The organism is Serratia sp. 2C06 (assembly GCF_050037615.1).
In the GTDB taxonomy this organism is placed as follows: domain Bacteria; phylum Pseudomonadota; class Gammaproteobacteria; order Enterobacterales; family Enterobacteriaceae; genus Serratia; species Serratia ureilytica.
The window spans coordinates 77,451-103,437 of the sequence record NZ_CP188299.1; the positions used below are offsets into that span (position 1 = coordinate 77,451).

18 protein-coding genes are annotated in these 25,987 nt (G+C 60.8%); 4 read left to right on the plus strand and 14 right to left on the minus strand.

Annotation, left to right across the window (positions count from 1 at the left end; all coding sequences use genetic code 11):
• Positions 1-2: 2 nt before the first annotated feature.
• From recD to rppH, 12 genes are all read right to left on the minus strand, one after another.
• Entirely contained in the window at positions 3-1,853 is a 1,851-nt protein-coding gene (recD, locus tag ACP3TA_RS00850; RefSeq protein ID WP_129993594.1) for an exodeoxyribonuclease V subunit alpha, read from the minus strand.
• On the minus strand, positions 1,850-5,401 hold the full coding sequence (gene recB, locus ACP3TA_RS00855) for an exodeoxyribonuclease V subunit beta (protein ID WP_426784480.1): 3,552 nt from the start codon (positions 5,399-5,401) through the stop codon (positions 1,850-1,852). Before recB ends, recD begins: the two co-directional genes overlap by 4 nt.
• Positions 5,398-8,286, minus strand: coding sequence for a pitrilysin (gene ptrA / locus ACP3TA_RS00860; RefSeq protein ID WP_033652194.1), 2,889 nt, complete (start codon positions 8,284-8,286; stop codon positions 5,398-5,400). Before ptrA ends, recB begins: the two co-directional genes overlap by 4 nt.
• A 232-nt stretch (positions 8,287-8,518) precedes the next feature.
• Positions 8,519-11,890, minus strand: a complete 3,372-nt coding sequence (recC, locus tag ACP3TA_RS00865; RefSeq protein ID WP_047573884.1) for an exodeoxyribonuclease V subunit gamma — start codon at positions 11,888-11,890, stop codon at positions 8,519-8,521.
• Between the two features lie 32 nt (positions 11,891-11,922).
• Entirely contained in the window at positions 11,923-12,279 is a 357-nt protein-coding gene (locus ACP3TA_RS00870; protein ID WP_122016955.1) for a prepilin-type N-terminal cleavage/methylation domain-containing protein, read from the minus strand.
• Positions 12,269-12,715, minus strand: a complete 447-nt coding sequence (locus ACP3TA_RS00875; RefSeq protein ID WP_206196282.1) for a YgdB family protein — start codon at positions 12,713-12,715, stop codon at positions 12,269-12,271. The genes ACP3TA_RS00870 and ACP3TA_RS00875 overlap by 11 nt, the downstream gene beginning before the upstream one ends.
• On the minus strand, positions 12,712-13,290 hold the full coding sequence (locus ACP3TA_RS00880) for a prepilin peptidase-dependent protein (protein ID WP_047573881.1): 579 nt from the start codon (positions 13,288-13,290) through the stop codon (positions 12,712-12,714). The genes ACP3TA_RS00875 and ACP3TA_RS00880 overlap by 4 nt, the downstream gene beginning before the upstream one ends.
• Entirely contained in the window at positions 13,284-13,787 is a 504-nt protein-coding gene (locus ACP3TA_RS00885; protein ID WP_206196283.1) for a prepilin peptidase-dependent protein, read from the minus strand. Before ACP3TA_RS00885 ends, ACP3TA_RS00880 begins: the two co-directional genes overlap by 7 nt.
• Positions 13,788-13,961: 174 nt before the next feature.
• The gene (gene thyA, locus ACP3TA_RS00890; RefSeq protein WP_015378919.1) at positions 13,962-14,756 is read right to left on the minus strand and encodes a thymidylate synthase; all 795 of its coding nucleotides are present in this window, start codon (positions 14,754-14,756) and stop codon (positions 13,962-13,964) included.
• A gap of 7 nt (positions 14,757-14,763) precedes the next feature.
• A complete protein-coding gene (lgt, locus tag ACP3TA_RS00895) occupies positions 14,764-15,636 on the minus strand; it encodes a prolipoprotein diacylglyceryl transferase (protein ID WP_015378920.1) in 873 nt (290 codons plus the stop codon).
• 222 nt (positions 15,637-15,858) lie between these two features.
• The gene (ptsP, locus tag ACP3TA_RS00900; protein WP_033644849.1) at positions 15,859-18,105 is read right to left on the minus strand and encodes a phosphoenolpyruvate--protein phosphotransferase; all 2,247 of its coding nucleotides are present in this window, start codon (positions 18,103-18,105) and stop codon (positions 15,859-15,861) included.
• A gap of 12 nt (positions 18,106-18,117) precedes the next feature.
• On the minus strand, positions 18,118-18,645 hold the full coding sequence (rppH, locus tag ACP3TA_RS00905; protein WP_004931849.1) for an RNA pyrophosphohydrolase: 528 nt from the start codon (positions 18,643-18,645) through the stop codon (positions 18,118-18,120).
• Positions 18,646-19,341: 696 nt separating this feature from the next.
• On the opposite strand from rppH, the gene mutH reads away from it, so the two are divergent.
• From mutH to ACP3TA_RS00925, 4 genes are all read left to right on the plus strand, one after another.
• Positions 19,342-20,028, plus strand: a complete 687-nt coding sequence (gene mutH, locus ACP3TA_RS00910) for a DNA mismatch repair endonuclease MutH (RefSeq protein WP_033644848.1) — start codon at positions 19,342-19,344, stop codon at positions 20,026-20,028.
• A 100-nt stretch (positions 20,029-20,128) separates the two neighbouring features.
• Complete coding sequence (locus tag ACP3TA_RS00915; RefSeq protein ID WP_033644847.1) at positions 20,129-20,845, plus strand: TerC family protein; 717 nt, start codon at positions 20,129-20,131, stop codon at positions 20,843-20,845.
• Between the two features lie 155 nt (positions 20,846-21,000).
• Positions 21,001-21,219, plus strand: a complete 219-nt coding sequence (locus ACP3TA_RS00920) for a YgdI/YgdR family lipoprotein (protein ID WP_016929923.1) — start codon at positions 21,001-21,003, stop codon at positions 21,217-21,219.
• A 205-nt stretch (positions 21,220-21,424) separates the two neighbouring features.
• Positions 21,425-22,465 (plus strand): NADP(H)-dependent aldo-keto reductase, encoded by a 1,041-nt coding sequence (locus ACP3TA_RS00925; RefSeq protein WP_033644844.1) that lies wholly within the window; start codon positions 21,425-21,427, stop codon positions 22,463-22,465.
• Positions 22,466-22,498: 33 nt separating this feature from the next.
• Here the strand turns inward: ACP3TA_RS00925 and lplT are convergent, their stop codons facing one another.
• A complete protein-coding gene (lplT, locus tag ACP3TA_RS00930; protein WP_033644843.1) occupies positions 22,499-23,683 on the minus strand; it encodes a lysophospholipid transporter LplT in 1,185 nt (394 codons plus the stop codon).
• The gene (gene aas / locus ACP3TA_RS00935; protein ID WP_060660307.1) at positions 23,683-25,836 is read right to left on the minus strand and encodes a bifunctional acyl-ACP--phospholipid O-acyltransferase/long-chain-fatty-acid--ACP ligase; all 2,154 of its coding nucleotides are present in this window, start codon (positions 25,834-25,836) and stop codon (positions 23,683-23,685) included. The genes lplT and aas overlap by 1 nt, the downstream gene beginning before the upstream one ends.
• Between the last annotated feature and the right edge of the window lie 151 nt (positions 25,837-25,987).

The following is a 25,987-nucleotide window of genomic DNA, read 5'->3' on the forward strand; positions in this document are numbered from 1 at the left end:
GCTTATTCCGTCGTCTGCAGCCGTTCAGCCAATCCGCTGCGACGCTGGGTCGGCGTGCGAATGGCCCGCAGCAGCACCGCGTCCGTGGCGTACAGCGAGAGCTGCTGACGCGCACGGGTGATCGCGGTATAGACCAGTTCACGCGTCAGCACCGGCAGGAAATGGTTCGGCAACACCAGAACCGTATGCTCAAACTCCGATCCCTGGGACTTGTGCACCGTCATGGCGTAAGCGGTTTCATGCGCCGGCAAACGGCTCGGCTGCACCGACTTGATGCTGCCGTCCGGCAGTTGGAAATGCACGCGCAGCTCGCCGCGCTCATCCGGCAGAGTAATGCCGATATCCCCATTGAATAACCCCAGCGCGCTGTCGTTGCGGCCGATCATCACCGGCCGCCCCCGATACCAGCGGCCGAGCACACCCGGTTTGCGGTCGATCAGACCGGCGCGCTGCAGCCCGAGTTCAATACGTTCATTCAGGCCGGCAACGCCGAACGGCCCTTCACGCAGCGCGCACAGCACCTGGAAGCGGCTAAAGGCGGCCAGCACCACCGCCGCATCCGCGCCTTCGGCAGTCAGCCGCAGATAGTCGCGATAGCCCGCCACGCACGCGTCCAGCAGCGCCAGATACTCTTCGCTCGTCGCCAGCGCATAGCCCGCGACATCGCCGAAACGGCCGTTTAATGCCGCCAGCGCACCATCCCCCGCACCGGCGTTGACCGCCAACGCCAGTTGACCGATGCCGGAACGGGCGTCGAAGCGATAGCTCTTGCGCAACAGGCACAGGCTGTCGCGCACCGCCGCTTGCGCGTCGGCCCGCTGCCCAGCGATCGAACAACCGGTCAGGCGGCTCAGCTCTGCGGCGCGCGCCTCGCTGTATCCCTGCTCGGCAAAACGGCAAATATCCCCCAGCACCGCGCCGGCCTCCACCGAGGCCAGCTGATCGCGGTCGCCGAGGAAAATTACCCGGGCCCGATCGGGCAACGCCGCAATCAGGCGCGCCATCATCGGCAGATCGACCATCGAGGCCTCATCCACCACCAACACATCCAAATGCAGCCGGTTACCGCGGTGATAGCGCATGCGCTGACTGTTGGGTTGCGCCCCCAACAAACGGTGCAACGTCGCCGCCTCCGTGGGGAACAACGCCTGCTGCGCCGGGGTCAACGCCAGCTGACGGCTGGCGCTGCCAAGCGACTCCGTCAGGCGCGCCGCCGCCTTGCCGGTTGGCGCCGCCAGCTGAATCCGCAAGCGCGCGCTTTCATCCAGCTGCACCAGCGCCGCCAGCAGTTTAGCGACGGTGGTGGTTTTACCGGTGCCCGGTCCGCCGGAAATCACCGCGATGCGCCGCGTGGCAGCCACCGCAGCAGCGATCTTCTGCCAGTCGGGTTCATCGCTCGCCGCGCCGAACAAGCGGTCGAGAATGGCGCGCAACGCCTCCTCCGGCACCGTCAGCGATTCACCTTCACCGCCGATAAACGCCGCCACTTCACCTTCGTTTTGCCACATGCGTTGCAGATATAAGCGCTGCCCACGCAGCACCAGCGGCGTAGCGCCGCTGCCGTCCCCAACCGCCGCGCTGCTCGCCAGGCGCTGCTGCCAACGTGCGCTATCCGGTCGCCCGGCCGCCTCCCACAGCGCCAGCGCCAGCGCCGGTTGGCGCCCTTCAAACAGCGTGTCCGCCTGCAGCTGCTCCAGCATCAGGCAAACATGCCCCGCCCCCGCCTCTGCGCTCAGACAGGCGGCGGCCAGTAAAATATCAGGCTCGTCTTCGCTCGCCACCACGCGGGCGAACTGCACGTCCAGCGGGCGCAGCGCGCCAAGCGCCACCGCCTGCTCCAGCAGTGCGATCATGATTTTTCCTCCGTCGCCGCAGCTTCGCCGCTGAACAAGCTATCCATTCCCGCCACCAGCTCAAACGCGGGGAGACAGGTGAAAATGCCGTTGCCCGGGTGCGCCGCATCCACGCCGCGCAGGAACAGATAAATCACCCCGCCGAAATGGCGCCGGTAATCATAATCCGGCAACCGATGGCGCAAATAACGATGCAACGCCAGCGTATACAGCTGGTATTGCAGATCATAACGATGCTCCGCCATCGCCTGCTCCATCGCCGGCCGGGTATAGGCGCTGCTGTCCTCCCCCAGCCAGTTGGACTTGTAGTCCAGCAGGTAGTATTTGCCTTGCCAGCAGAACACCAGGTCGATAAAGCCTTTCAGCATGCCCTGCACCTGATGGAAATCCAGCGCCGGGCAGCGGGCGGAAAGCGGATCGTAACGCTTCACCAGAGCATCGAGCTCCTTCGCCTGCAACAGCCGGTTAATCGGTAAATAGAACTGCAGCTCTGCCTGCTTATGCTGCGGCGTCAGCGCCGCCAACGTCACGCCGCTGTCATCGAGCGGCGTATTGAGCAGCACCTGCATCCACGCCAGCAGTATCGGTTGCCAGTGTTCGGCAAACCCTTGCTGCTGCAGCTGTTCCAGCAGCCACTGTTCGTCGAGCGGCTGGGTGAAGTCCAGCGTTTCAAACAGGCTGTGCAGGAAGGTGCCGGGCGTTGCGCCGCGTGGGAAGGTATGCGGTGTAAGCGCTGGCTCACTTTCTTCCCCGCGCTCACCGGCCGCGTCGACATCCAGACGCGGCAGCAGATCCTGCATCAGGCTCGCGCCGTGCTGTTGCAAACCGGTATAGCTGGTCACCCGCCAAAAATCCTGGATCCGCCGGGTAAAGCTTTTCGCCGCCAACGCTTCGGCCAGCGACGCCTGGGGTTGCCAGGGTTCTGCATCCGGCGGTTCAACCAGCGACAGCGCGATACCGCCACCCACCAATTGCTGCAGCCGCTCCTGCAGATACACGGCATCGCCGGGCTGCCCGCCCTGCACCAGATAGCCCAATGCGCTGCGGTGCAGGTCGGTATCGCCCTGTTTCTTGCGCGTGCCCTGGAACAGCGGCGCAATGCCGATACTGCAGTGGTACACCGAGCGGGTCAGCGCCACATACAGCAGACGCAGATCCTCCGCCAACCGCTCCTCCTCCGCCCAGGCCTGGCTCTCTTCATTGGCGTCGAGGTCCAGCAACGCCTGGAAACTGTGGCGATCGTGATACAGCGCCTGCTGCTGCTGGCGGAAGTTGCCGACGAACGGCAGCCACACCAGATCGAACTCCAGCCCCTTGGACTTGTGGATCGTGATCACCTGCACCAGATGCCGGTCGCTCTCCAGCCGCAGCTGCTGATTGTCGGACTGGCGATTAGGCTGAGCGATCTGCTGCGCCAGCCAGCGCACCAGCGCATGTTCGCTGTCGAGCTGCGCTGCCGCCTCTTGCAACAGCTCCCCCAGATGCAGCACATCGGTCAAGCGCCGCTCGCCGCCGGCGCTGGCCAACAGGTTCTCCGCCAGCTGGCGCGCTTTCATCACCTCGCTCAGCATCGGCAACACGCCGCGGCGCAGCCAGAGCGTGCGGTAACTGTCGAATTCATTAACCAGCGCGTCCCAGGCGCGCTCGTCACGGCTCAGGCCGTCCAGCGTCGGCGCGTCCAGCCCCATCAGCCCAGTGGCCATGGCGCTGCGCAGCGTGCGTTCCTGTTCCGGCGCCAACACCGCCTGCAACAACCACAGCAGGTCTTTGGCCTCCGGGGTGTCGAACACGCTGTCCCGGTTGGACAGATACACCGACGGAATGGACAAAGCGCTAAGCGCATCGCGCACCAACGCCGCCTCGTTGCGGCTGCGCACCAGCACCGTGATATCTGAGGCTCGTACCGGCCTTGGATCCTTGCCGCCCTGCAGCCACGCCTGGCCTTGCTGCCCGGCGCTGAGCCAGTCGCGAATTTGCGTGGCGCACAGGCGCGCCATTAGCTGTTGGTAATCACTTACACCCGCGCTTTCCCCCTGCTGCAGCCAGAATTGCATCGCCGGCTGCGGCTTGCCGTGCAATTCAAACGCCAGCCCTTGGTTCTTTTCCGCCGCGTTAACCTCAATAAAGGGGATTTGGCCGAACAGGAAAGGTTTTTCTACCTGAGAAAACAGGTGATTGACGCTGGCGACCATCGACGGCGACGAGCGCCAGTTGGTCTCCAGCGTATAGTGGGCGCTCACCTCTGAACGCGCGCGCATGTAGGTAAAGATGTCGGCGCCGCGAAAGGCGTAAATCGCCTGCTTGGGATCGCCGATCAGCAGCAGGCCGCAATCAGGCCGGCCGACGTAAAGTTTTTGGAAAATACGGTATTGCTGCGGATCGGTATCCTGGAATTCATCGATCATCGCCACCGGATAGCGCTGGCGGATCGCCTGCGCCAACTGTTCGCCGCCGCCGCTTTGCAGGGCGCTGTCCAAACGGCTGAGCAGGTCGTCAAACCCCAGCTCGGCGCGCTGGCGCTTTTCCTGCTGAATGGAGGTGCGGATCTCGCTGAGCGCGCGCGCCATGATCAGGTCGCGCAACGTCAAGGGTTCATCGAACAGTTCGTCTATCGCCGTGAACAGCGCATGACGCGGCGGCTCGCCCTTCTTGGTCTTCTCCAGCAGCACCGACTGGCGAAACTTGTCCAGCTCCTTCGGCAGTTGGTAATCCTGGGTCTCCTGCCCGCTCCATTCGCCGACCTTGTTCAACCAGTTCGGCAGGTGTTTGCTGCTGTAGCTGCGCTTATCGACGCCGGACTGGGCGATTAACGCCTCAAGATCGCCCGCCGCCGCCCGCCATTGCGCCTTGATGGCGTCGATGCGCGCGACGATCTGCTCGTGGCGCATCAGAACGGTTTCTTCGTCCTTCGGCGGCCGCCGCAGCGCCGGCGCTTCACCGTGCAGATAACCGGAAAGGTCGGCCAGCAACGCTTCCGGGCCGCTCCACTCCTGGCTGATCGCACGCGCCACGCCCAGCGGCAACGGATAGCAATGACGGCGCCAGAAATCGGCGCAGGCCTGCCGCCGCAGCGGCAGTTCGTCCTGCACCAGCGTTTGTTCAAACAGCATGCCGGACTCGAAGGCGTTGTGGGTCAACATCCGTTGGCAAAAACCGTGGATAGTGTAAATCGCCGCTTCGTCCATCTGCCGCTCCGCCGCCAGCAGCTGCGCAGCGGCGTCAGACAAATCGTCAATTTCTTCCATCAGCGCCGAAAACAGCGGGTTAGCGCTGATGCCGCGCACGCAGGCGATGCGCAGCCCGTGGATATTGTCACGGATACGCCCGCGCAGCTCCTCGGTGGCGGCCTCGGTAAAGGTCACCACCAGGATTTCTTCGACCGTCAACGGGCGGGGAAACGCCGCTTCCCCCCCCAATCCCAGCAGCAAGCGCAGATACAGCGCGCCGATGGTAAAAGTTTTACCGGTGCCCGCCGACGCCTCGATCAGGCGTTCGCCAAACAGCGGCAGCGTCAGCGGTTCTAGCCTCTGCGGGGCGACTTCCGTCATGGCGTAGCCACTTTACGCGGCAGGATCTGCTGCAATGCCGACGCGTTCGGATAGGTGACCCAATCCTTAGGCGCCGCGTAATCCGCTTTGTCCTGCCCGCTGCCGCTGACCTGCGACAACACCGCCAGCCCCTGCGGCTGGATCACTGCCTGGTGGAAATAATCCGCCAGTTTGGTCGGCGTCAGCTGTTGCACCTGCGCGATCAGCTTCTGGCGGGTATCAAAGGCGAAGTTGCCGCGATCGAAATCATTGGCGAACCGGCTGGCCTCCTCGCTGAGGGTTTGCGGCCGCTGTTTGAGTTCGTTGATCAGCGCCTGTTTGTACTGCTCAAAATCGGCCTCGCTCATTTCACGCAGGCGTTTCTCGGTTTTCGGATAGAAATCCTGATAGCGCTGGTACAGGTAGGCCGGCTGTTTGCTGTTGCTCTGCAACAGGAAGCCTACGCCCCACTGGCGGCCCACCGACATCGGGAAGGCAAAGACCGCATACCCCAATTGTTCCTGAGTGCGCAGCTGGCTGTAGAACCACGGCTGAATAATCTGCCCCAACAGCGAGCTGTAGGCCATGCCGGTCACTTCGTCGTAACCGGTCGGTACGTAGACCGCCGCCAGCGCCGAGTCGGTGCTGCTGCCTACCTGTTGCAGGTTGGCCAGCTGATTCTTGTCCACCACCACGTCTTCGCCGTGCCACCACTCAATACCGGTACAGCCCAGACGGTGCTTCAGCGTCGACGCCAGCGTATCGACCTGTTGCTTGCTCATGTTGCCCACCACCAGCAGCTCCGGCGTGGCCTCGGCCAGCAGGCTGTCGCGATACGCCAGCACGTCTTTCAGCGTCAGCGTTTTCAGCACTTCGCGGCGCTCGCTGCGTTCGGAATACGGCACGCGGGAAACCATCTGCACCGGCTGAATGGCCAGTTCAAACGCCTTGCCCTTCTCGGCGGCGTCCAACTGCTCCAGGTACCAGGACTTGGCCTGCGCCAGCTGATCTTCCGTCGGCGTGAAGCTGGAATAGCCCTCGATCAGCGCCGTCAGCAACTGCGGCAAGCGCTGGGTAAAGCCGTTGGCGTTAAACATCAGGCCGTTGTTCGGCGACGTCGAGAAACTCAAACCGCCGACCGAAGCCTGATAGCTCAGCTGATCCAGCGCCAGGCCGGCCAGATAATCCGTCAGCGAGAACAGCACCTGGTTGCGCGCGGAATCCATGGTCTTGGCGTTGCGGAAAGCGACGGTGACGTCGGCCTTCGGCTCATCGGCGAAGTAACGGCTCGGCATATACAGCACGCGCAGGCCGGGCTTATCCACCACCATTTCCGGCTTTTTGAATTCATGCGACGGTTTGGTCAGGGTGAAATCATCCGGAATGTACGGGTTGAGCGCCGGCAATGACAGGGAAATGCCGCTGCCCAACTGCTGCCACTGCGTAAAGCGCTGTGGCGTGATTTTGTCGACCTGGTAAGGCGCATTGACGAAATAGGCCGTCTTGTTGTGCGGCTCATCGGGGCTGACGAACCAGATGCGCGCATTTTGCGGCGTCATGGCGTCCAGACGTTCAGCGATCGCCTTAGGATCATAGCGATCGGCCAGGTAAGGCGCGTCCAGCGCATGCTCAACCGGCACGCGCAGCATAGTGTCCACCAGCCATTCGATGTAGTCCATGTCGCGCGTGATCGACGGATAGCGGAAGTCCAGGTTCAGAACATGCGATATTTCGTCGAAGTAACTCTGCTTGATACCTTCGCTGCGCAGCATTTTCAGGTAGTTGAAAATGGCGGCGACGACTTGGTCGCGCTGGGCCAAGCCTTTGTCAGTCAGCGAGACGCTGATGGCGAAGACGCCGCCGTTGCGATCCACCATCGGATCGGCGCCGGCATTGATGGCGTCCGCCAATCCCTGCTTCTGCAACCAGTCGGACAGGGTATTTTTACTGCGGTTGCCGATCAGGTAACCGATGTAGGTATCGGTTTTGCTGCGAAACGCGGCGCTGTTGTTATCGATACGGAACTCAACCTTCAGCTGCTTGCGCGGCTGCGCCGGCACATAGTGAATGATGATGCCCTGCTGCTCCGGCGTGACGGCCGGTACGGTGATCGGCGGCACGCTGGCGTCATGATTCGGCACGCGGCCAAAGGTTTTTGCGGCAATGTCAGCCAGCTGCGGCAGCGGCTGATTGCCGTACAGCACCCCCATCATCAGATTGGCGGAGTAGTAGCGCTTATAGAACCCCGTCAGCTCATCGTGCAACTTGCTTCCCGGCTTGTCTTTCAGCGTGTCCAGATTACCGCCGGAGAAGCGCGCGCTCGGGTGCGCCGGGTTGAGGGTTTCCGCACCGACCTGCGCCATACGCATGCCGTCGCGCGAACGCGCCATCGTCAATTCTGCATTCACCGCGTTGCGCTCGCGATCGGCATTGCCCGGATCCAGCAGCGGCTCCGCAATGGCGTCGGCCATGCGATCGACCGCCGGCTCCAGCGCGTCATTCTCCACTTCCAGATAGAAGGCGGTGCGATAAGAAGCCGTGCTGGCGTTGTGGCTGCCGCCGTGCTTTTTCAGGAATTCGGACAGGTTTTCCGGCTCGGGATAACGTTTGGAGCCCATCAGCACCATATGTTCCAGATAGTGCGCCAAGCCCAGTTGGCTGTTCGGATCTTCGAGCGACCCGACCGGCAATGCCAGCGCCGCCAGCGATTTCGGCGCCTGGACATCGGACACCAGCAGCACCGTCATGCCGTTAGCCAACTTGATCGCCTCGTACTGACGCGGATCGTGCTCGCTCTTGTTGATCTTCTCCGCCAGCGGTTGCCATCCTTGTGCGGCCCAGCTCAACGGCGCCCAACACATAGCCAATAATACCAGCCCGGTGATGCGGGCCAACTGTCTGCGCATATCCAAAATAAACCCCTATTCTGACATCGCCACGCCCACTCCCTGACGCTGGCGACGTACATCAAAACCACATAACCAAATCTGTACTCGCCGGGTTCTTCGCCAATGTGGCGCCCCAAAACGCGGCGGGTATATGCCTGTACGTTATGTAAGACCGGGAATTACCCCAATGGTTGAATATAACCTTCGTTATTTTTACCACCTCCCGCCGCACAGCACCACCGGGGGATTGTTACCCCAGGTTATGACGCGCCACCGGCAGCAGATAACGCTCTGTTTCGGCCAGTATTTGCGCCAGGTAGTCATTGTCCAATTGGCGGAACACTCGCTGAACATAGGGATCTTCCCCTTCTCCGGGAATGCGCTGATCGCCCTGCCAAGCCTGCAGCAATTTGGCGCGAGCCTTTGTTTGCGCTTCTTCTTCCCAGTCGATTTGCTGCGTTTCCGGCTGATAGCACTGACTCAGCCACGCCCAGCCGCTCTTGTTCAGCAACAACAGCGGCTGACACAGACCGCGCTGATAGCCCGCCAGCAGTTCCGCCAGCTGCGCCTGCGCCTCTTCAGGCGCAAGCGCGGCAAAGCGCCAGGCGGAGTTCTTGCGACCATACATGCGGCTCTCGCCGGTGCCGCCGGCGCAGCAGTACACCAGGTGCTCCAGCCACAGTAATATGCCGTCCACCGCCGACAACGTGGCGGGCCGCCAGCGCAACAGGCCGTCATCCTGCACCTGATGCAGCCAGCCGCTGAGGCGCACGCCAGCAATATCGATGTCCAATTCCAGGCTGTGGCTCTCTGCGCGTTCCGCACGCACCTGCTCGGCCAGTTCGCTCATCTCTTCCTGCTGCTTTTGCCAATAGATCTCGCCGAAGGCGCCATAGGGCAACCCCCCGGCGGCGCGCACCCGTTGGAACAACCGTTCGGGATCGTCGCCGTCAATCAGGGTATTCAGCAGTTGGCTGTTGAACTGGTAGCGGCTGAGGTTATCCAGCGTGAAGGGCTCTTCGTCCGGCAGCTCGGTCTCTTCCAGGATAAAGCTGACGCCCAACCGCAGCTGGAAGAAGGCGCGAATAGGATGGCGGTAAAACCGCAGCAGCTCATCCAACGATATTTGCTGCAGCGTTTCGGCGGGCAGCAGCTGGTTGAAGGCCGGGTGCGCCGCCCCGCGCCCGTCGGCGGCGGGCAGCCACTCGGCGGCATAGCTTTGCGCTTCCGAGCCCGGCAAGAAATTCTCGGCGGCGAACGGCATGCGCGCATGCCACTTCAGCAAATGCTCGCCCACTCGCCGGGCGCTGTCGTCTGCGGTGCACGCCTCGTCTCCCGGCAGGCAATAGCTTTGCTCCAGATACTCCAGCAGCTCGGTAACCAGCACCGAAGGATAGCGCGGGCTGTTGTCCTGAATGGAACGGCCAATGAAGCTGATATACAGCCGTTGTTGCGCGGACAGAATCGCCTCCAGGAACAGATAGCGGTCGTCATCGCGCCGGCTGCGGTCGCCGCGCTTGACCTGCTGCGCCATCAGATCAAAACCCAATGGCGGCAACGTGCGCGGATACACGCCGTCGTTCATGCCCAGCAGGCACACCACCTTGAACGGAATCGAGCGCATCGGCATCAGCGTACAGAAGTTGATTTGCCCGGCGAGGAAGCGCTGGCTGATGCGCTCCTGATCGAGGCGCGCCGCCAAATCGTCGCGCAGAATCGTCAAGGGCACGTCATCCGGATAGCGCGCCGCCAGGCCAAAATTGATGGCCTGTTGCCACTGCTGCTCGATCAATGCCAGCACCACTTCGGTATCGCTATCCGCTTCGAAGAAGGCATCCAGCAGCTGTCGGCACAGCGGTAGCCATGCCTCGAGCGAGCGCGCTTCGCTCAAGACTTGCCGCCAATGGCTCAATTGGGCCAGCAGATCCGCCAACTGCCCCGCCAGTTCGGCGACCAACCCGCTCGACTCGTCGTAAGGCAAAATGCCCTGCCAATCGCCGGCGTTGCTGTCCATCGCGTAACCGAGCAGCATGCGCGTAATGCCGAATCGCCAGGTGTGCTGGCCCGTGGCGGGCAGATCCAGTTCTCGCACGTTATCGTCGTCCAGCCCCCAGCGCACGCCGGATTCACCGACCCAGTGACGCAACAGGCGCAGCCCCTCTTCGCCAATGGCGAAACGGGCGGCCAGGGCCGGCACTTCCAACAGCGCCAGCACCTGTTCCGACGTAAAGCGGCTTTGCGGCAGATCGAGCAGGGAGATGAACGCCTGCAAAGCCGGATGCGCCTGTCGCGCTTTACGGTCAGAAATGGCGAACGGCAGGTAGCGCTCGGCGGGAGCATTGCCGAACACGGCCTGAATATAAGGCGTATAGCTATCGATATCCGCCACCATCACGATGATGTCGCGCGGCGTCAACGCGGGATCCTGCGCGAGCATGGTCAGTAGTTGATCGTGCAGCACCTCCACTTCCCGCTGTGGGCTGTGGCAGGCGTGCAGGCTGAGGGAACGATCTTGCGGATCGAGCCTGCGCTTGCTGAAACTGCTTTCCAGCGTTTCTGCCGTGATGCCGATCACCGCGTGATCTTCCAGCTCCAGCATATCGCGTTGAACGGCGTGCAGCATGGTATCCGCCGGGATATCGACAAAGGCGTCGACCTCTTGCGCCCCTTCCATCTGCGACAGCAAATAGAGGTGATCGCGCCCGAGCTTGCCCCAGGAGGCCAGCAGCGGGTTACTGAGCTGCTGCTGCCCTTCAGCATCAAACAGACGCGCCGCGTCAGCCGGTTCGCGAAACAGCCCTTGCTCGCGCGCCTGATGATAGTGACGGCGCTTGCGGCTCTGCAAGCGGGCCAGGAAAGCGTAATCCTGAATGTCGCCCCAGTAATAACGACAAGGGTTGGTGAACATCAGGTGGATATCGATATGCCGCCCCAGTGCCTGCAGCGCCTCCAGATAGACCGGCGGCAACGCCGAGATGCCGCAGATAAACACCCGCGGCGGCAAACCGGGCGGACACGTTGTTGCCTGCTCCAGCGCGTGGATAAAGCGGCTATACAGATTGGCGCGGTGCCATTCCGGCTGCCCCAATTCGCGCGTGTACTCCACCAGCCGCGCCCAGAGCGGCGCCTGCCACTGCTGAGCCTCGGGCAGACCGTCGATGCGTTCGCCGCGCTGCCAGCTCTCCAGCCACTGCGGGCGATAAACCAAATACTGGTCGAAAAGGTCGGCAACCCGGCCGGCCAATTGGTGGATTTTTCGCTTGTCGCCGTCATCGGTGAGATAGTGCTGCAGTGGCGCGAACGCCGGCTGGGTCAGCATCTCCGGCAGCAGCCACATCAGCTTCCAGGTCATGGCGTCCTTGCTGAAGGCGCTCTCTTTCGGGATATCCGGCAACACTCGGGTGAACATGTCCCAAATGAAGGTCGCCGGCAGCGGAAACGCGACATTGGCGGCGATGCCGAACTGCTCCGCCAGCTGCATTTGCAGCCATTGCGCCATACCGGGGCTCTGAACCAGCACCACTTCCTGTTGAAAAGGATCGGCCAACGGATCTCTGGCTATCAGCGCGCTGGTCAGCGTTTTCAATAAATCCAGCTGATTGGAATGATAAACCGTGAACATGATGGCTCCTTTAAAACAAGATACGTACCGGCTCAAAAACGGGTGCAATACCAGCGGCTCAGCGTCGCCCACTGCCGTTGCGGAGTTTGTACTCTGACCGTCAATCGGCGGCAATCCGCATCCTCGCCGTCGAACGCCGTCTCGCGTCGCCAGCCTCCCGGCAGCGATTCGGCATCGAGCCGACCGGTGACGGCGAACGCCTCCAACTGCTGATGCGCCATCACCCAGGCTTGCCGGTAGTGCCACTGGCGCTGGAACGACTGCAACAGCACCTGATGATACTGTAACAAGCCCAGCAGCGACACCGAGAACAACAATGCCGCCACCAACACTTCCGGTAGGCTGAAGCCGTTACGGGATAACCGCCCTGCGCGAGCGTTAACCCTCACAGTCGGCCGGCCTTTTCTCGGGGCAAAAATCCAGCCGGCCGCCCGGCTGCGCTTGCACCCTGCCGACCGATTCCGCACCATCAAAAGCGCCCCATTGATACAGCCAAAGCGGCTCACCGCCGCGCATCTCCCCAAGGCCGCGTACCGTCACGATGCCCGCTCTGGCAGACAGCCGGGCGCAGGCCGTCAGTTCCGCGCGCTGCCTGCATAACCAGGCCGCCGCACTCAGCTCGGCGCGCGGCCAACGCTGGAGCATGCCCCAACTCAGCGCCGAAGCGGCCTGATTGTAAGCCTGGAGGTAGCGCTGCTGATCGGCGGCCAGTAACAGCGCGTTATCCAATTGCCGGTGCTGGGCATTGAGCAACATCAACCCCAACGCCAACAGCAACATTACCGCCGCCAAAGTACTGCCGCCTCGCTGGCTCCACCGGTTCATGGCAACGCCGCCATTTCGACGTTCCCGCTCAGGCTGCGCCTGATACGCGCATCGCCGACAGAGCGCCCCGCCAGAGTCAAACGGGCCAGCGCACCGCCATGCTCCCCGCGCTCTATCGCCACATGAAACCGCTCAATCTGCACTTCGTCACGATCGAGCAGCCGCTCCCAGCCGCCGCCGTCGCATTGGCTTACGCCGCGCTGCCCTTCCAAGCCGCCATTGCGCAGCCGATAACCGAAATAACCTGCATCCTCGCCCGAGGTGAGCCATTGCCCGCTGCGGGTGATGTCGTAAGCGACGATAACGCAGCTGCCCGCCGCTTCTCCCGCCGCCTGGCCGATCAGCAGCGGGCGGCCGGCGCACTGCCCGGCACAGAAACCGGCGCGGCGCAGGTCTTTCTCGATGCCGAACGCCAGTTGCCGCAGCGTTGACTCCAGCCGAAAATGCTGGCCGACGGCCACGTTTTGCTGGCGCAACAGCGGGTAGGTTTTCGCGGCGCCGAGCGCGATCACGCTGCCGAACACCAGCGCCAACATCACCTCCGGCAAGGTAAAACCGCGTTCGACAGTCAGCATGGCGCGATCCCCCTTATCCGGAGCCCTTCGCTGCACAAACGCAGCCGCCCTCGGACGGACAGCACCAGCCGCAGGCCGCCTGCCTCGTTGCTGAGCAGGATGTGCCCCGCCTGCGCGGTATTGCGCAAGCCGTAAAACCCGATCTCTTTGTCGGTGTAGCCGCTCAAAACGACGTCGCGGTAAGACGGTGAGAAAACGGAACCCTCGGCGGAAGCGCAATCCGGCGGCGGCACACCGCCGCCCAGGCACCAGGGCGTGCCGTTCTTGAACCACAGCAGCGTCGTGCGGTTGCGCCAGTTGGCGTCCGCCTGCAGTCGCAGTAAAAATGCCAGCAGCTGCTGGGCAGTATGTTCCAGGCGCAACGTTTGCTGATGGTGGCGCCATTGACCGACGCCCCAGCCGGTGAGCATGCCGGCGATCAGGAGCGCCGCCAACAGCTCAATCAGCGTCATGCCACGCTGGCGGTCATCGATGTTCGAGAGCGTATTTTCTTTCATGCGGCCAGTTTAAGGGCCGTAACAAGGCGGTAAAGCCGCATGCGCAAGCCTTGCGGCAAGCTGCGCAATGTTTTCCCTATAGCGACAAATGGCGACAATAAAATGCGGCGCGGCGCGCAATGCGGATAAAAAAAGGGGCGCAATCGCTGCGCCCCTGGTGTGATGCGGTTAAGGTCAGATCGCGACCGGCGCCTTGATGGCCGGGTGCGGATCGTAACCTTCGATCTCGAAGTCTTCGAAACGGTAATCGAACAGCGAAGCCGGCTTGCGTTTGATCACCAGCTTCGGCAACGGACGGGGTTCACGCGTCAACTGCAGCTTCGTCTGTTCCATATGATTACTGTACAGATGGGTATCGCCACCGGTCCAGACGAAGTCGCCGACGTCCAAATCGCACTGCTGCGCCATCATATGCACCAACAGCGCGTAGCTGGCGATGTTGAACGGCAGGCCGAGGAACACGTCGCAGGAACGCTGGTACAGCTGGCAAGAGAGTTTGCCGTCCGCCACGTAGAACTGGAAGAACGCGTGGCACGGCGCCAGCGCCATCTGGTCCAGCTCACCGACGTTCCAGGCGGAAACGATGATGCGGCGCGAATCCGGATCTTGTTTCAGTTGCTGGAGCACGTTGCTCAGCTGATCGATCTGACGACCGTCCGCCGCCCCCCAGGCTCGCCACTGCTTGCCGTACACCGGGCCGAGATCGCCGTTTTCATCGGCCCACTCGTCCCAAATGGTGACCTTGTTGTCACGCAGATAGGCGATGTTGGTATCGCCGTTCAGGAACCACAACAGCTCATGAATGATCGAACGCAGATGACATTTCTTGGTGGTCACCAACGGGAAGCCTTCCTGCAAATTGAAACGCATCTGGTGGCCGAAAATCGACAACGTGCCAGTGCCGGTACGGTCGGCTTTAGGAGTGCCCTCGGCGAGCACCTTGTTCATCAAATCCAGATACTGTTTCATTTGTCCCTCACGACAGTTGTTGCTGCGGGCGACGACGGTACGCCCAAATCATCATAATAACACCGGCCACCACCATCGGGATGGACAGGATCTGCCCCATGCTGATCACGCCGTCGAACAGGCCAAGCTGGGCATCCGGCTGGCGGAACGCTTCAACGATGATGCGGAATGCGCCATAACCGATCAGGAACAGGCCCGATACGGCACCCATCGGCCGCGGCTTGCGGATGAACAGGTTCAGAATGATAAACAGCACCACGCCTTCAAGCAGCAGTTCATACAGCTGGGACGGGTGACGCGGCAGCACGCCATACTGATTCAGCAGCGGCAGCAGAGAAGGATCGGCGGCGGCGAGCGCCACGTCTTCGCTGCGCGAGCTTGGGAACAGCATCGCCCAAGGGGTGTCGGTGGTCACGCGGCCCCACAGTTCACCGTTGATGAAGTTGCCGAGGCGGCCGGCGCCCAAACCGAACGGGATCAATGGCGCGATAAAATCGGAAACCTGGAAGAAGGTGCGTTTGGTGCGGCGAGCGAACCAGAACATCACCAGAATCACCCCCATCAATCCGCCGTGGAACGACATGCCGCCATCCCAGACTTTAAACAGATATAGCGGATTATCCAGGAACAACGGCAGGTTGTAGAACAGCACATAGCCCACGCGGCCGCCGACGAATACGCCTAGGAAACCGGCGTAGAGCAGGTTTTCCACTTCGTCTTTGGTCCAGCCGCTGCCCGGCTTGTTGGCGCGGCGCACCGCCAGCCACATGGCAAAAACGAAGCCGACCAGATACATCAGGCCGTACCAATGCAAAGAAACCGGGCCAATGGAGAAAATGACCGGATCAAATTTAGGAAACGCCAGATAGCTATTGCTCATCTATCACCACAACATGTCTGTTATTTTTCCCCATGCGGGGGCGGCAGGTGCCAAACGTCGGCGCAGGTTGTCACACGCCTTTCAAACGGCAGCGTTGGCCGCTGCGGTTTGCAAGACGACGAACATGCGTCGCGCTGAGGTTGCGCATCATAACATAGGCTTAGCGCGGTCCGGGCCGGCAGCGCGGGAAAAGTTCTGTAAAAAAATCACATCGCGCGGCGATTATCTGCCGCCGCGAATCAACCCGCCCATGCCGCGTCGCTCCATAAACGCCGCCACCAAATGGCGCACTTCCGTGGTCATTTGGGTGTTCAACACTCGGTGCGCCAACACTTCGGCGTCGGCAAGATCGATATGCCGCAGCAGGTATTTGATGCGCGCCACGCTGCGTCCGTTCATGCTCAGATTGCGATAGCCCATGCCTACCAGCAACAGCGCGCCCATCGGATCGCCGGCCAGTTCACCGCACAGGCTAAGCTGCAGCCCGGCCGCTTTCCCCTGTTCGGCGATCAGCTTCAGCACCTGCAGCATCGCGGGATGCAGGCTGTCGTACAGCGAGGCTACCCGCGTGTTGTTGCGATCCACCGCCAGCAGGTACTGGGTCAAATCGTTGGTGCCTACCGAGATGAAGTCGACGCGCCCGGCCAAATGCGGGATCAGGAAAATCATCGACGGCACTTCCAGCATCACGCCGATTTTCGGTTTCGGGATCGCGTAGCCAAGCACCTCTTCCACCTCGCGCCCGGCGCGGTCAATCAAGCGCTTGGCCTCATCGACCTCTTCCAGGCTGGTGACCATCGGCAGCAAAATGCCCAGGTTGCCGGTGCCGGCATTGGCGCGCAGCATGGCGCGCACCTGTATCAAAAAAATCTCCGGCTGGTCCAGAGTGATGCGAATGCCGCGCCAGCCCAGGCAGGGATTTTCTTCGCTGATCGGCATGTAGGGCAGTTGCTTGTCGGCGCCGATGTCCAGCGTGCGCAGCGTGACCGGTTTGTTGGGGTAAAGCTGCAGCATGCCTTGATACTGCGCGACCTGTTCTTCTTCAGAAGGGAAACCGCTTTGCAACATGAACGGAATTTCAGTGCGGTACAACCCCACGCCGTCCACCCGGCCGCCCAACAGCTGTTCATGTTCCGGGCTGAGGCCGGCGTTCAACATCACCTGAACGCGTTCGCCGCTTTTCAACTGCGCCGGCTGTTCGACGTCGTCTTCCGCCAGCTTGCTCAGTTCCTGTTCTTCGCTGATCAGCCGTTGGTATTCCTGCACCAGCACCGGCTCAGGATCGACCAGTAGTTCGCCGCGATACCCATCAACGATCAGCAGCCGCTGGCTCAGCAGAGAAGGCTGGATGTCGGCGCCCATCACCGTCGGCACCCCCATCGCCCGCACCAAAATCGCCGCATGCGAATTGGCGGCGCCGTCGCGCACGACCACGCCAACCAGGCGATCCTGCGGCACTTCGGCCAGCAATGTCGCGGTCAGTTCATCCGCCACCAGCACAAAACGCGCCGGCCACTGGGTGGCGCCCTGAGTGGTGTCGTCGAGGTGGAACAGCAGGCGCTGACCCAGCGCGCGCAGGTCGCTGCCGCGCTCGCGCATATAGGTGTCCTGCAGTTTGGCGAACTGTTCGGCAAAGGCTTCTATCACCTGCTTCACCGCCCATTCCGCCACCGAGCCGTTGTCAATTTCGGCGAACAATTCGCGCTTGAGGCGGGCGTCGTTTAGCAGGTGAGAATAAAGATCGAAGATCGCCGCGCTCTCTTTTTGCGAGCTGGCGGCAAAACGCTTGCTGAAGCGGCGAAATTCCGCGCCGGCCTCTTCCAACGCCAACGTCAGGCGCTCGCGCTCGCTGGCGGTGTCCAGCGTCGACGCGCGGTAAACCTGATCGAGCGAAGGCTGGCTGCTGTCCTGCCACCCTTCCGCCACCGCTACGCCGGGCGAGGCCGCCAGCGCGCGCACGCGCGTTTGGCGATACTGGCCGAAAATGGCATTAAGCTGCGACTGTGAAAGGATCCCGGCCATCTGCGTGGCCAGGGTGACCATGAACGACTCTTCGCTTTCGTCGAACTGGCGCAGCTCGCGCTGCTGCACCACCAACACCCCCAACAGCTGGCGCCGGTGAATGATCGGTACCCCGAGGAAGGATCGGAAACGATCCTCTTTGACCTGCGGAACGTACTTGAAGCTGGGATGGCTTTGGGCATCGGCCAGGTTGATGGGTTCGGCCCGGCGGCCGACCAACCCGACGACACCTTCGTCAAACGCCAATGCGATAGTGCGCCCGCGCGGCTTTTTCAGCCCGCGCGTGGCCATCAAGTAGTAACAGCGGCGATCGTTGTCCGCCAGGTAAATGGAGCACACTTCGGTGTCCATCGCCAGACAGGTTTCATTGACCAGCAGATCCAGCGCATCCGTCAGACTGGCCGCCGCGGCCACCTTCTCTACAATTTCTCGCAAGCGCGTGAGCATAGTCGGCTTAACTTAACCTCTCTTTCGGCGATAAGCGGGGGCCTGCCGCGGCGCCGCCTGCTCTTGCATCGGCATCACGGTCACGGCGAATTCTTTCATCACCCGGCGGTAGACGTCGCGTTTAAACGACACCACCTGGCGCACCGGATACCAGAAGCTCACCCAGCGCCAACCGTCGAACTCCGGTGTGCTGCTGCGCTGCATGTTGATATCAGCGTCATTGCACAGTAGCTGCAACAAAAACCATTTTTGCTTTTGGCCGATACAAACCGGCTTTGTGTCCCAACGCACCAAACGTTTCGGCAATTTATAGCGCAACCAGTTGCGGGTCGAAGCCAGGATGCGCACATCCTTTTTACTCAGCCCCACTTCTTCGAACAGCTCACGGTACATCGCCTGCTCCGCAGTTTCGCCAGGGTTAATCCCACCTTGGGGAAACTGCCAGGAGTGCTGACCGTAACGGCGGGCCCATAAGACCTGCCCCTGACGATTACAGATTACGATACCAACATTCGGGCGGTAGCCATCATCATCGATCACCGGACTACCTCGATAAGCTTAAATTCGCATAGATGTCCTGATTGTTTCACACAAGCTACAGGCGGTAAACCACTGCTTTACGGCGCTGCGGGCCGGATAACATTGGGATAACTCACAGATATAGGCAAAGTTATAAACATGCATCGGCATTTCAGACCGGTTTTATTCACTTTTTCTGTGGATAGGTGTGTGTAGAACTCGAGGGATAAGCCGGTAAAACTCTCGTCCCCGAAATTCCCTCCTCACACCGAAAAAACAATATTACTCCTAAAAACATATAATTAACCAATATCCCACAGTTATGTACAGGGCAAAAATGTGATCTATGCACGGTAAGGATCTTACCCTGGCGAAAGATCCACCAACGCCGTTTTTATCCACAGATTATCCGGGCAAGTTACGCACAAAACGGACAAATTCGTAAAAAACCGCCCGAGTCAAGGCTGTAAATTGAACCAGTGATCGGTAAAAATTTGGGTTATCCCATAAATCTGTGGATAAATAGGTGTAAGATCCTGTTTATTGTCGGTGGCTTCAGGTGAACAAGCCTCGCGGGAGCATTGTCGCCCGCGCAAGGAAAGAAAAAAAGTCATGTAAAATCATGCTACTATTATTCTTTTCCCCAGGCGACTGGGGTTACCGTTTCCCGTGTATCTTTGCAGTACGTTTTTCAACCAAATTCGACAGGCTTGATTTATGGCGTTTTTATCCCCTCTGCCACCCCCGCCGGAAAATGAACGGCAGCTGTTCGAGCGCGCTCAGGCGCTGGCCGGCTTCAGTTTTGGCGAACTGGCCGCCCGCGCGCAGTTGCCGATCCCCAAGGATCTGAAACGCGATAAAGGCTGGGTGGGCATGCTGCTGGAGCTGTACCTCGGTGCCATGGCCGGCAGCAAACCGGAACAGGATTTTCCTGAGCTGGGCATTGAGCTGAAAACCATTCCTGTCGACGCCGCCGGCAAACCGCTGGAGACCACTTTCGTCTGCGTGGCCCCGCTCACCGGCAACAGCGGCGTCACCTGGGCCAGCAGCCACGTTCGCCACAAGCTGGCGCGCGTGTTGTGGATACCGGTAGAGGGCGAACGGCAAATCCCGCTGGCGCAGCGCCGCGTCGGTTCGCCGCTGCTGTGGAGCCCGAGCGCTGCAGAAGAAGAGATGCTGCGCCGCGATTGGGAAGAGCTGATGGATCTGATTGTGCTCGGTCACGTAGAACGCATCACCGCACGCCACGGCGAAGTGCTGCAACTGCGCCCCAAAGCGGCCAACAACAAGGCGCTCACCGAAGCCATCGGCGAACAGGGGCAACCTATCATGACGCTGCCGCGCGGTTTCTATCTGAAAAAGGGTTTTACCGGCGCGCTGCTGGCAAGACATTTCTCAATCTAGGCGATTTCGTTTAACTCTGGTTTAGCTAGCCCTGTCAGCGCCACGATAAACGCGTATAATTCACCCTTTGCATTTATTAAGTATTAAGGTGTGTCGGGCAATGTTCGAATGGATTATGGATCCCAATGCCTGGTTAGCGTTAGGTACGCTAACCATTCTTGAGATCGTACTGGGTATTGATAACATCATTTTTCTGTCGCTGGTGGTGGCGAAGCTGCCCAAAGCGCAACAGAACAAAGCTCGCCGAATGGGCTTGGCCGCCGCCATGCTGATGCGCCTGGCGCTGCTGGCCTCCATCGCCTGGGTGATCCGCTTGACGCACCCGCTGTTCACCGTGCTGGATCACGCCATTTCCGCCCGCGATCTGATCCTGCTGCTCGGTGGATTGTTCCTGATCTGGAAAGCCAGCAAAGAGATCCACGAAACCATCGAAGGCACGGAAGAAGAGCACCACACCAAGGTGCACAGCTTCTTCGGCGCGATCGTACAGATCATGCTGTTGGATATCATCTTCAGCCTGGATTCGGTGATTACCGCCGTAGGCCTTTCCGATCACCTGTTCATCATGATGGCGGCGGTGGTGATTGCCGTCGGCGTGATGATGTTCGCCGCACGGCCGATCGGCGAATTCGTCAATCGCCATCCGTCGGTGAAAATGCTGGCGCTGGCGTTCCTGATCCTGGTGGGCTTCACGCTGATGCTGGAAAGTTTCCAGGTGCACGTGCCGAAAGGCTACATCTACTTCGCCATGTTCTTCTCCATGTCGGTAGAAGCGCTCAATCTGATGCGCAGCAAGAAAAACCGTTCGCCGGAATAACCCTACGCGGAGGCCGCCATCGGCGGCTTCCGCCGTTTCGTTGCCCCCTCATTTCAGTTTTTCTTATCAGATAAAGACTTATCTGAGACGCTCTCTGCCAAGAGTTTGCTAATCTTGAAAGAACATTGTTTTCTGCATAATCGAGGATCCGCAGGATGAAAAAGTGGGTAATGGCAGTGTCTGCGCTGGTTATGGCCGCCGGTTTGGCGGGATGTTCCAGCGACTACGTCATGGCGACCAAAGACGGCAACATGATCCTGACGCAAGGCAAACCGGAGATCGACACAGACACCGGGCTCATCAGTTATAAAGATGAGAAAGGCAATCACCGCCAGATCAACGGCGATCAGGTTTCCCAGGTTATCGAACGCTAATCACCGCACGCCGGCTATCGCCCGCTCGAGCGCGGTAGCCCTCATTCGTGTCCGCACGGAATCCGCTTCCCCCATCTTCACCGCTTGGTTATAGTCAGGAAAGGCGACATCGCCGCCCGACGGACTTTGCGCCGTCTTCTGAATTGGGCTCCTGTTTCACCGGGCCGCACGGTCCGTCAGCGCTAACAAGAAAGGAAGGCCGTTAATGCAATACCACCGTATTCCCCACAGTTCTTTAGAAGTGAGCGTGCTGGGACTGGGCACCATGACCTTTGGCGAACAGAACAGCGAAGCCGACGCCCATGCGCAACTGGACTATGCATTGGCCGCAGGCGTGAACCTGATAGATACCGCCGAACTGTACCCGGTGCCGCCCCGCCCGGAAACCCAGGGCCTGACCGAAAGCTATATCGGCAGTTGGATCAAAGCGCGCGGCAATCGCGAAAAAATCGTCCTGGCCAGCAAAGTCTCGGGCCCGGTGCGCGGCACTGACAGCAGCATCCGCCCGCAGCAGGCGCTCGATCGCAAAAACATCCGCGCCGCTCTGGACGCCAGCCTCAAGCGGCTGAACACCGATTATCTCGATCTTTACCAATTGCACTGGCCGCAGCGCGCCACCAACTGCTTTGGCAAACTCAACTATCAATATACCGATGACAAAGCCACGGTCACGCTGCTGGAAACCCTGGAGGCGCTGACCGAGCAGGTGCGCGCCGGTAAAATTCGCTATATCGGGGTCTCCAACGAAACGCCCTGGGGCGTGATGCGCTATCTGCAACTGGCGGAGAAACACGAGCTGCCGCGCATCGTGTCGATTCAAAACCCGTACAGCCTGCTGAACCGCAGCTTTGAGATTGGCCTGGCCGAAATCAGCCAGCACGAAGGGGTAGAACTGCTGGCCTATTCCAGCCTGGCGTTCGGCACGCTGAGCGGTAAATACCTCAACGGCGCTAAACCGGCCGGTGCGCGCAATACGCTGTTCACCCGCTTCAACCGTTATTCAGGGCAGCAAACCCAACGGGCGATCGCCGAATACGTGGCGCTGGCCAAAAAACACGGGCTGGATCCTTCGCAGATGGCGTTGGCCTTCGTGCGTCAGCAGCCGTTCGTCGCCAGCACCCTGCTGGGCGCCACCTCGGTGGAGCAGTTGAAAATCAACCTCGACAGCCTCGACGTGATTCTGGATGAGGACGTGCTGCAGGCGCTCGAAGAAATCCACACCCGGTTTACCATTCCGGCGCCTTGATAGCCTGAGGGCGCAGCCTGGCTGCGCCCCGTTTCACCGCCGCTGCGACCACCACAACGCGCTAATCGCCAGCGCAAACACCACGCCAAACCCTACGCCGACGCCCACCACCGGCACGCCCAGCTTCACGACCAAAGAATACAGGCCCAGCATCAGTAACATCGCGGCGTTTTCACCCAGGTTTTGCACTGCGATCGCATTGCCGGCGCCGACCGAATGTTTGCCCCGCTCCTGCAGCAACGCATTGAGCGGCACGACGAAGAAGCCCCCCAGCATGCCGATGAGCGCCAGCAAGACGTAGGCATTGAGCATGGTCGTTTGCAGCGCAAACACCGCGACCGCGACGCCGATCAGGATCCCGGCCGGCATACAGCGTTTCACCGTTTTAAGCGTGACGAAGCGCGCGGCGGCACCCGCGCCCACCACGATGCCGACGGCCACCATGGCGTTCAGCAGCGTTGGCGTGGCGTTATCGGCGATGCCGAGCGCCACCGGTACCCACAGCACCAGCAGAAAACGCAGCGTCACGCCGGCCCCCCAAAACAGGCTGGTGCCAATCAATGAGAAACGCGTCTGTCCATCGCGCCACAGCGTAACGCAGGCAGCAAAGAAGCTGTGCGTCATGGCCTGCGGACGCCACGAAGCGCCAGGACGCGCCGCCGCCAAACGCGGAATATACAGGTTGGCGACCACCGCTCCCGCGTAAACCAACGCGCAGGCCGCCAGCGCCGCCGCCACGTGCCAGTCCGCCAGAATACCACCGGCCACCGAACCGGTCAGAATGGCCGCAATGGTCGAAGCCTCGATCAGGCCGTTAGCCTTGACCAGTTTCTCGCCGCTGGTGATCTCGCCCAGAATGCCGTATTTAGCCGGTGAATACGCGGCGGCTCCCACGCCGACCAGGCTGTAACCCAGAAACGGATTACCCCCAAAACAGATCACCAATGCCCCCGCCAATTTCAGGGCGTTGGCGAACATCATCACCCGCCCTTTGGCAAAGCTGTCGGCGATCTGGCCGACGAACGGAGCCAGAATGATATAGGTGGCGACAAAGGCCATCTGCAGGATCGGCTGGCTCCAGTCCGGATACAGCTGCTGCTTGATCAACGCCAGCGTGGCGAACAGCAACGCATTGTCGCCGAACGCCGAAAGGAACTGCGCGCTGATCACCGCGATCATGCCGCGTGACAACAAAGGGGATTCGGTCGAAGGATTCATCAGGCACTCTCCGGCTGTTCGGCCATATGACGCAGGGTGACGAAATCAGGTTTGCCGCTGCCGAGCACCGGCAGCGTTTTCAACAGGCGAATATCGCGCGGCACCGCCAGCTCCGGGCTGCCCAGTTCGCGCGCCACCCGCAGCAATGCCTCGCGGGTAATGGCGGGATCGGTGGTGAACAGCACCAACGCCTCGCCTTTGCTGCTGTCGCTTTTGACCGTGGCGGCATGCAGTTTATCCGGCGACAGCCGTTGCGCCAGCAGTTCGACGCTCTCCAGCGACACCATCTCGCCCGCGAGCTTGGCGAAGCGCTTCACGCGCCCGCGAATGGTGCAGTAACCCTGCTCATCCAGGCTGACGATATCGCCGGTGTCATACCAGCCCGGCTGCAGCACGCCGTTCGCATCTTCCGCCGCCGGCGGCTCCAGTTCGCCGGGGCGTTCAACCCGCAGATAGCCTTTCATGATATTCGGCCCCTTCAGCTGCAGACGGCCGCCGTTATCAATACCCGGCACCGCGATCAGACGCGCCTCCATCTGCGGCATGATGCGGCCGACGGTGCCCACCTTGGTCGCCAGCGGCACGTTGATCGAGACCACCGGCGCGCACTCGGTCACGCCATAGCCTTCCAGAATGCGGATGCCGTATTTGTCCTGATAGATCTGTTTGGTGCTGTCCGCCAGTTTCTCCGCGCCGGCCACGACATAGCGCAGGCGGGCAAAATCATATGGATGCGCGAAGCGCGCATAGTTGTTAAGGAAGGTCGCCGTGCCGAACAGCACCGTGCAGTTACGGTCATACACCAGCTCCGGCACCACGCGATAGTGCAGCGGGCTGGGGTAGAGGAAAATGCGGCTGCCGGTGATCAGCGGCGTAAGCAGCCCCACCGTCAGGCCGAACGAGTGGAACAGCGGCAGCGACGACATGAAGCGGTCGCGCGGCGTGAAATCGGCGATGGTGCGGATTTGTTCTACGTTGGCCAGCAGGCTGGCGTGCGAATGCACCACGCCCTTGGGATGGCCTTCGGATCCGGACGTGAACAGGATCAGCGCCGGGTCCTCCGGACGTTGCGGCAACGCCGCGCGCTGCGGCTGAAGCAAGTAACGCAGGATCCACAGCTTATCCGCCAGCGTGACCGTCTCTTTCAGATCTTCCAGATACACCCAGTTAGCCTGTGGCACCTGTTCCGGCAGGTGGGTCAGCTTGCCTTTCTCCAGAAACTGGCGCGAGGTGACGATGGTCTTGATGCCGGCGGCCGTCATCGCGCTGTTCAGGCCGTTGGCGCCTGCGGTGTAGTTGAGCATCGCCGGGATGCGATTGCGCAGCGAAGCGCCGAAGATTGCCGCCGCGGTAATGGTGGCGTTGGGCAACAGCAGCCCAACGTGCTCCCCCTCGGCGGTAAAGCGCTGCAGAATGCGGCTGACGCCCAGCGATTTCTTGACTAGCGTCTGGTAACTGTCCTCTTTGAAAGCGATGTCTTCGATGCAAGGCTTGCGGCGCCCATAGCGGTGCTGCGCCGCCAGCAAGGCATGGAACAGCGTTTGCGGCTCGCGCGTCTCCATCCGCGCCCGCATCATGATCTGCATCAGCCGATCGCCCGCTAGCGCCCGGCGTTCACGCGCGCGCGGCGCTTCCGGCATCGGCAGCGTGGTCGGCGGCAAGATGCGGATGCTGATTTGCGGGAACCAGCGGATCTTGAACACCCCGGCCATGCGGCCAAACGGGCTGAACTCCGGGCCATCGATCCGCACCGGCACCACGGTCGCGCCCGATTTGGCGGCGATAAACGCCGCTCCGTCGTAAATTTTCATCAGCGCACCGGTCACGGTGATGCGCCCTTCAGGGAACACCACGATCGGCCGTCCCTGCTCGACCATGCGCACCAGTTGCTTGATGGCCATCGGCTTGGTGGGATCGAGCGAGACAAAATCGATGTAAGGCCGCAGCCAGCGCATAAACCAGCTCTCGCCGATGCTGGCATAGACCGCAAACACCGGTTTTATCGGCAGGAACAGCGCCAGCAGTACGCCGTCGAGGAAAGAGACGTGGTTCGGCGTAATCAGTAATTTTTGCCGTTCGAAGTGCTGGACGTCCCCTTCGACCCGTACCCGAAACAACAGGCGAAACAGCGCGCGCAGCAGTGAAAAGATCATGCCCTTCTCCCTTGGCCATGGAGGCGTAAATCGTTGTAGGGAAAAGAATACTATATGGCAGGCAAAAAAAAACCTACGCATCCGCGTAGGTTGGTGCAATTGAAAATGGCTTCAGCATGCAAGGCACGCTGATTTCTCACCAATCAATACC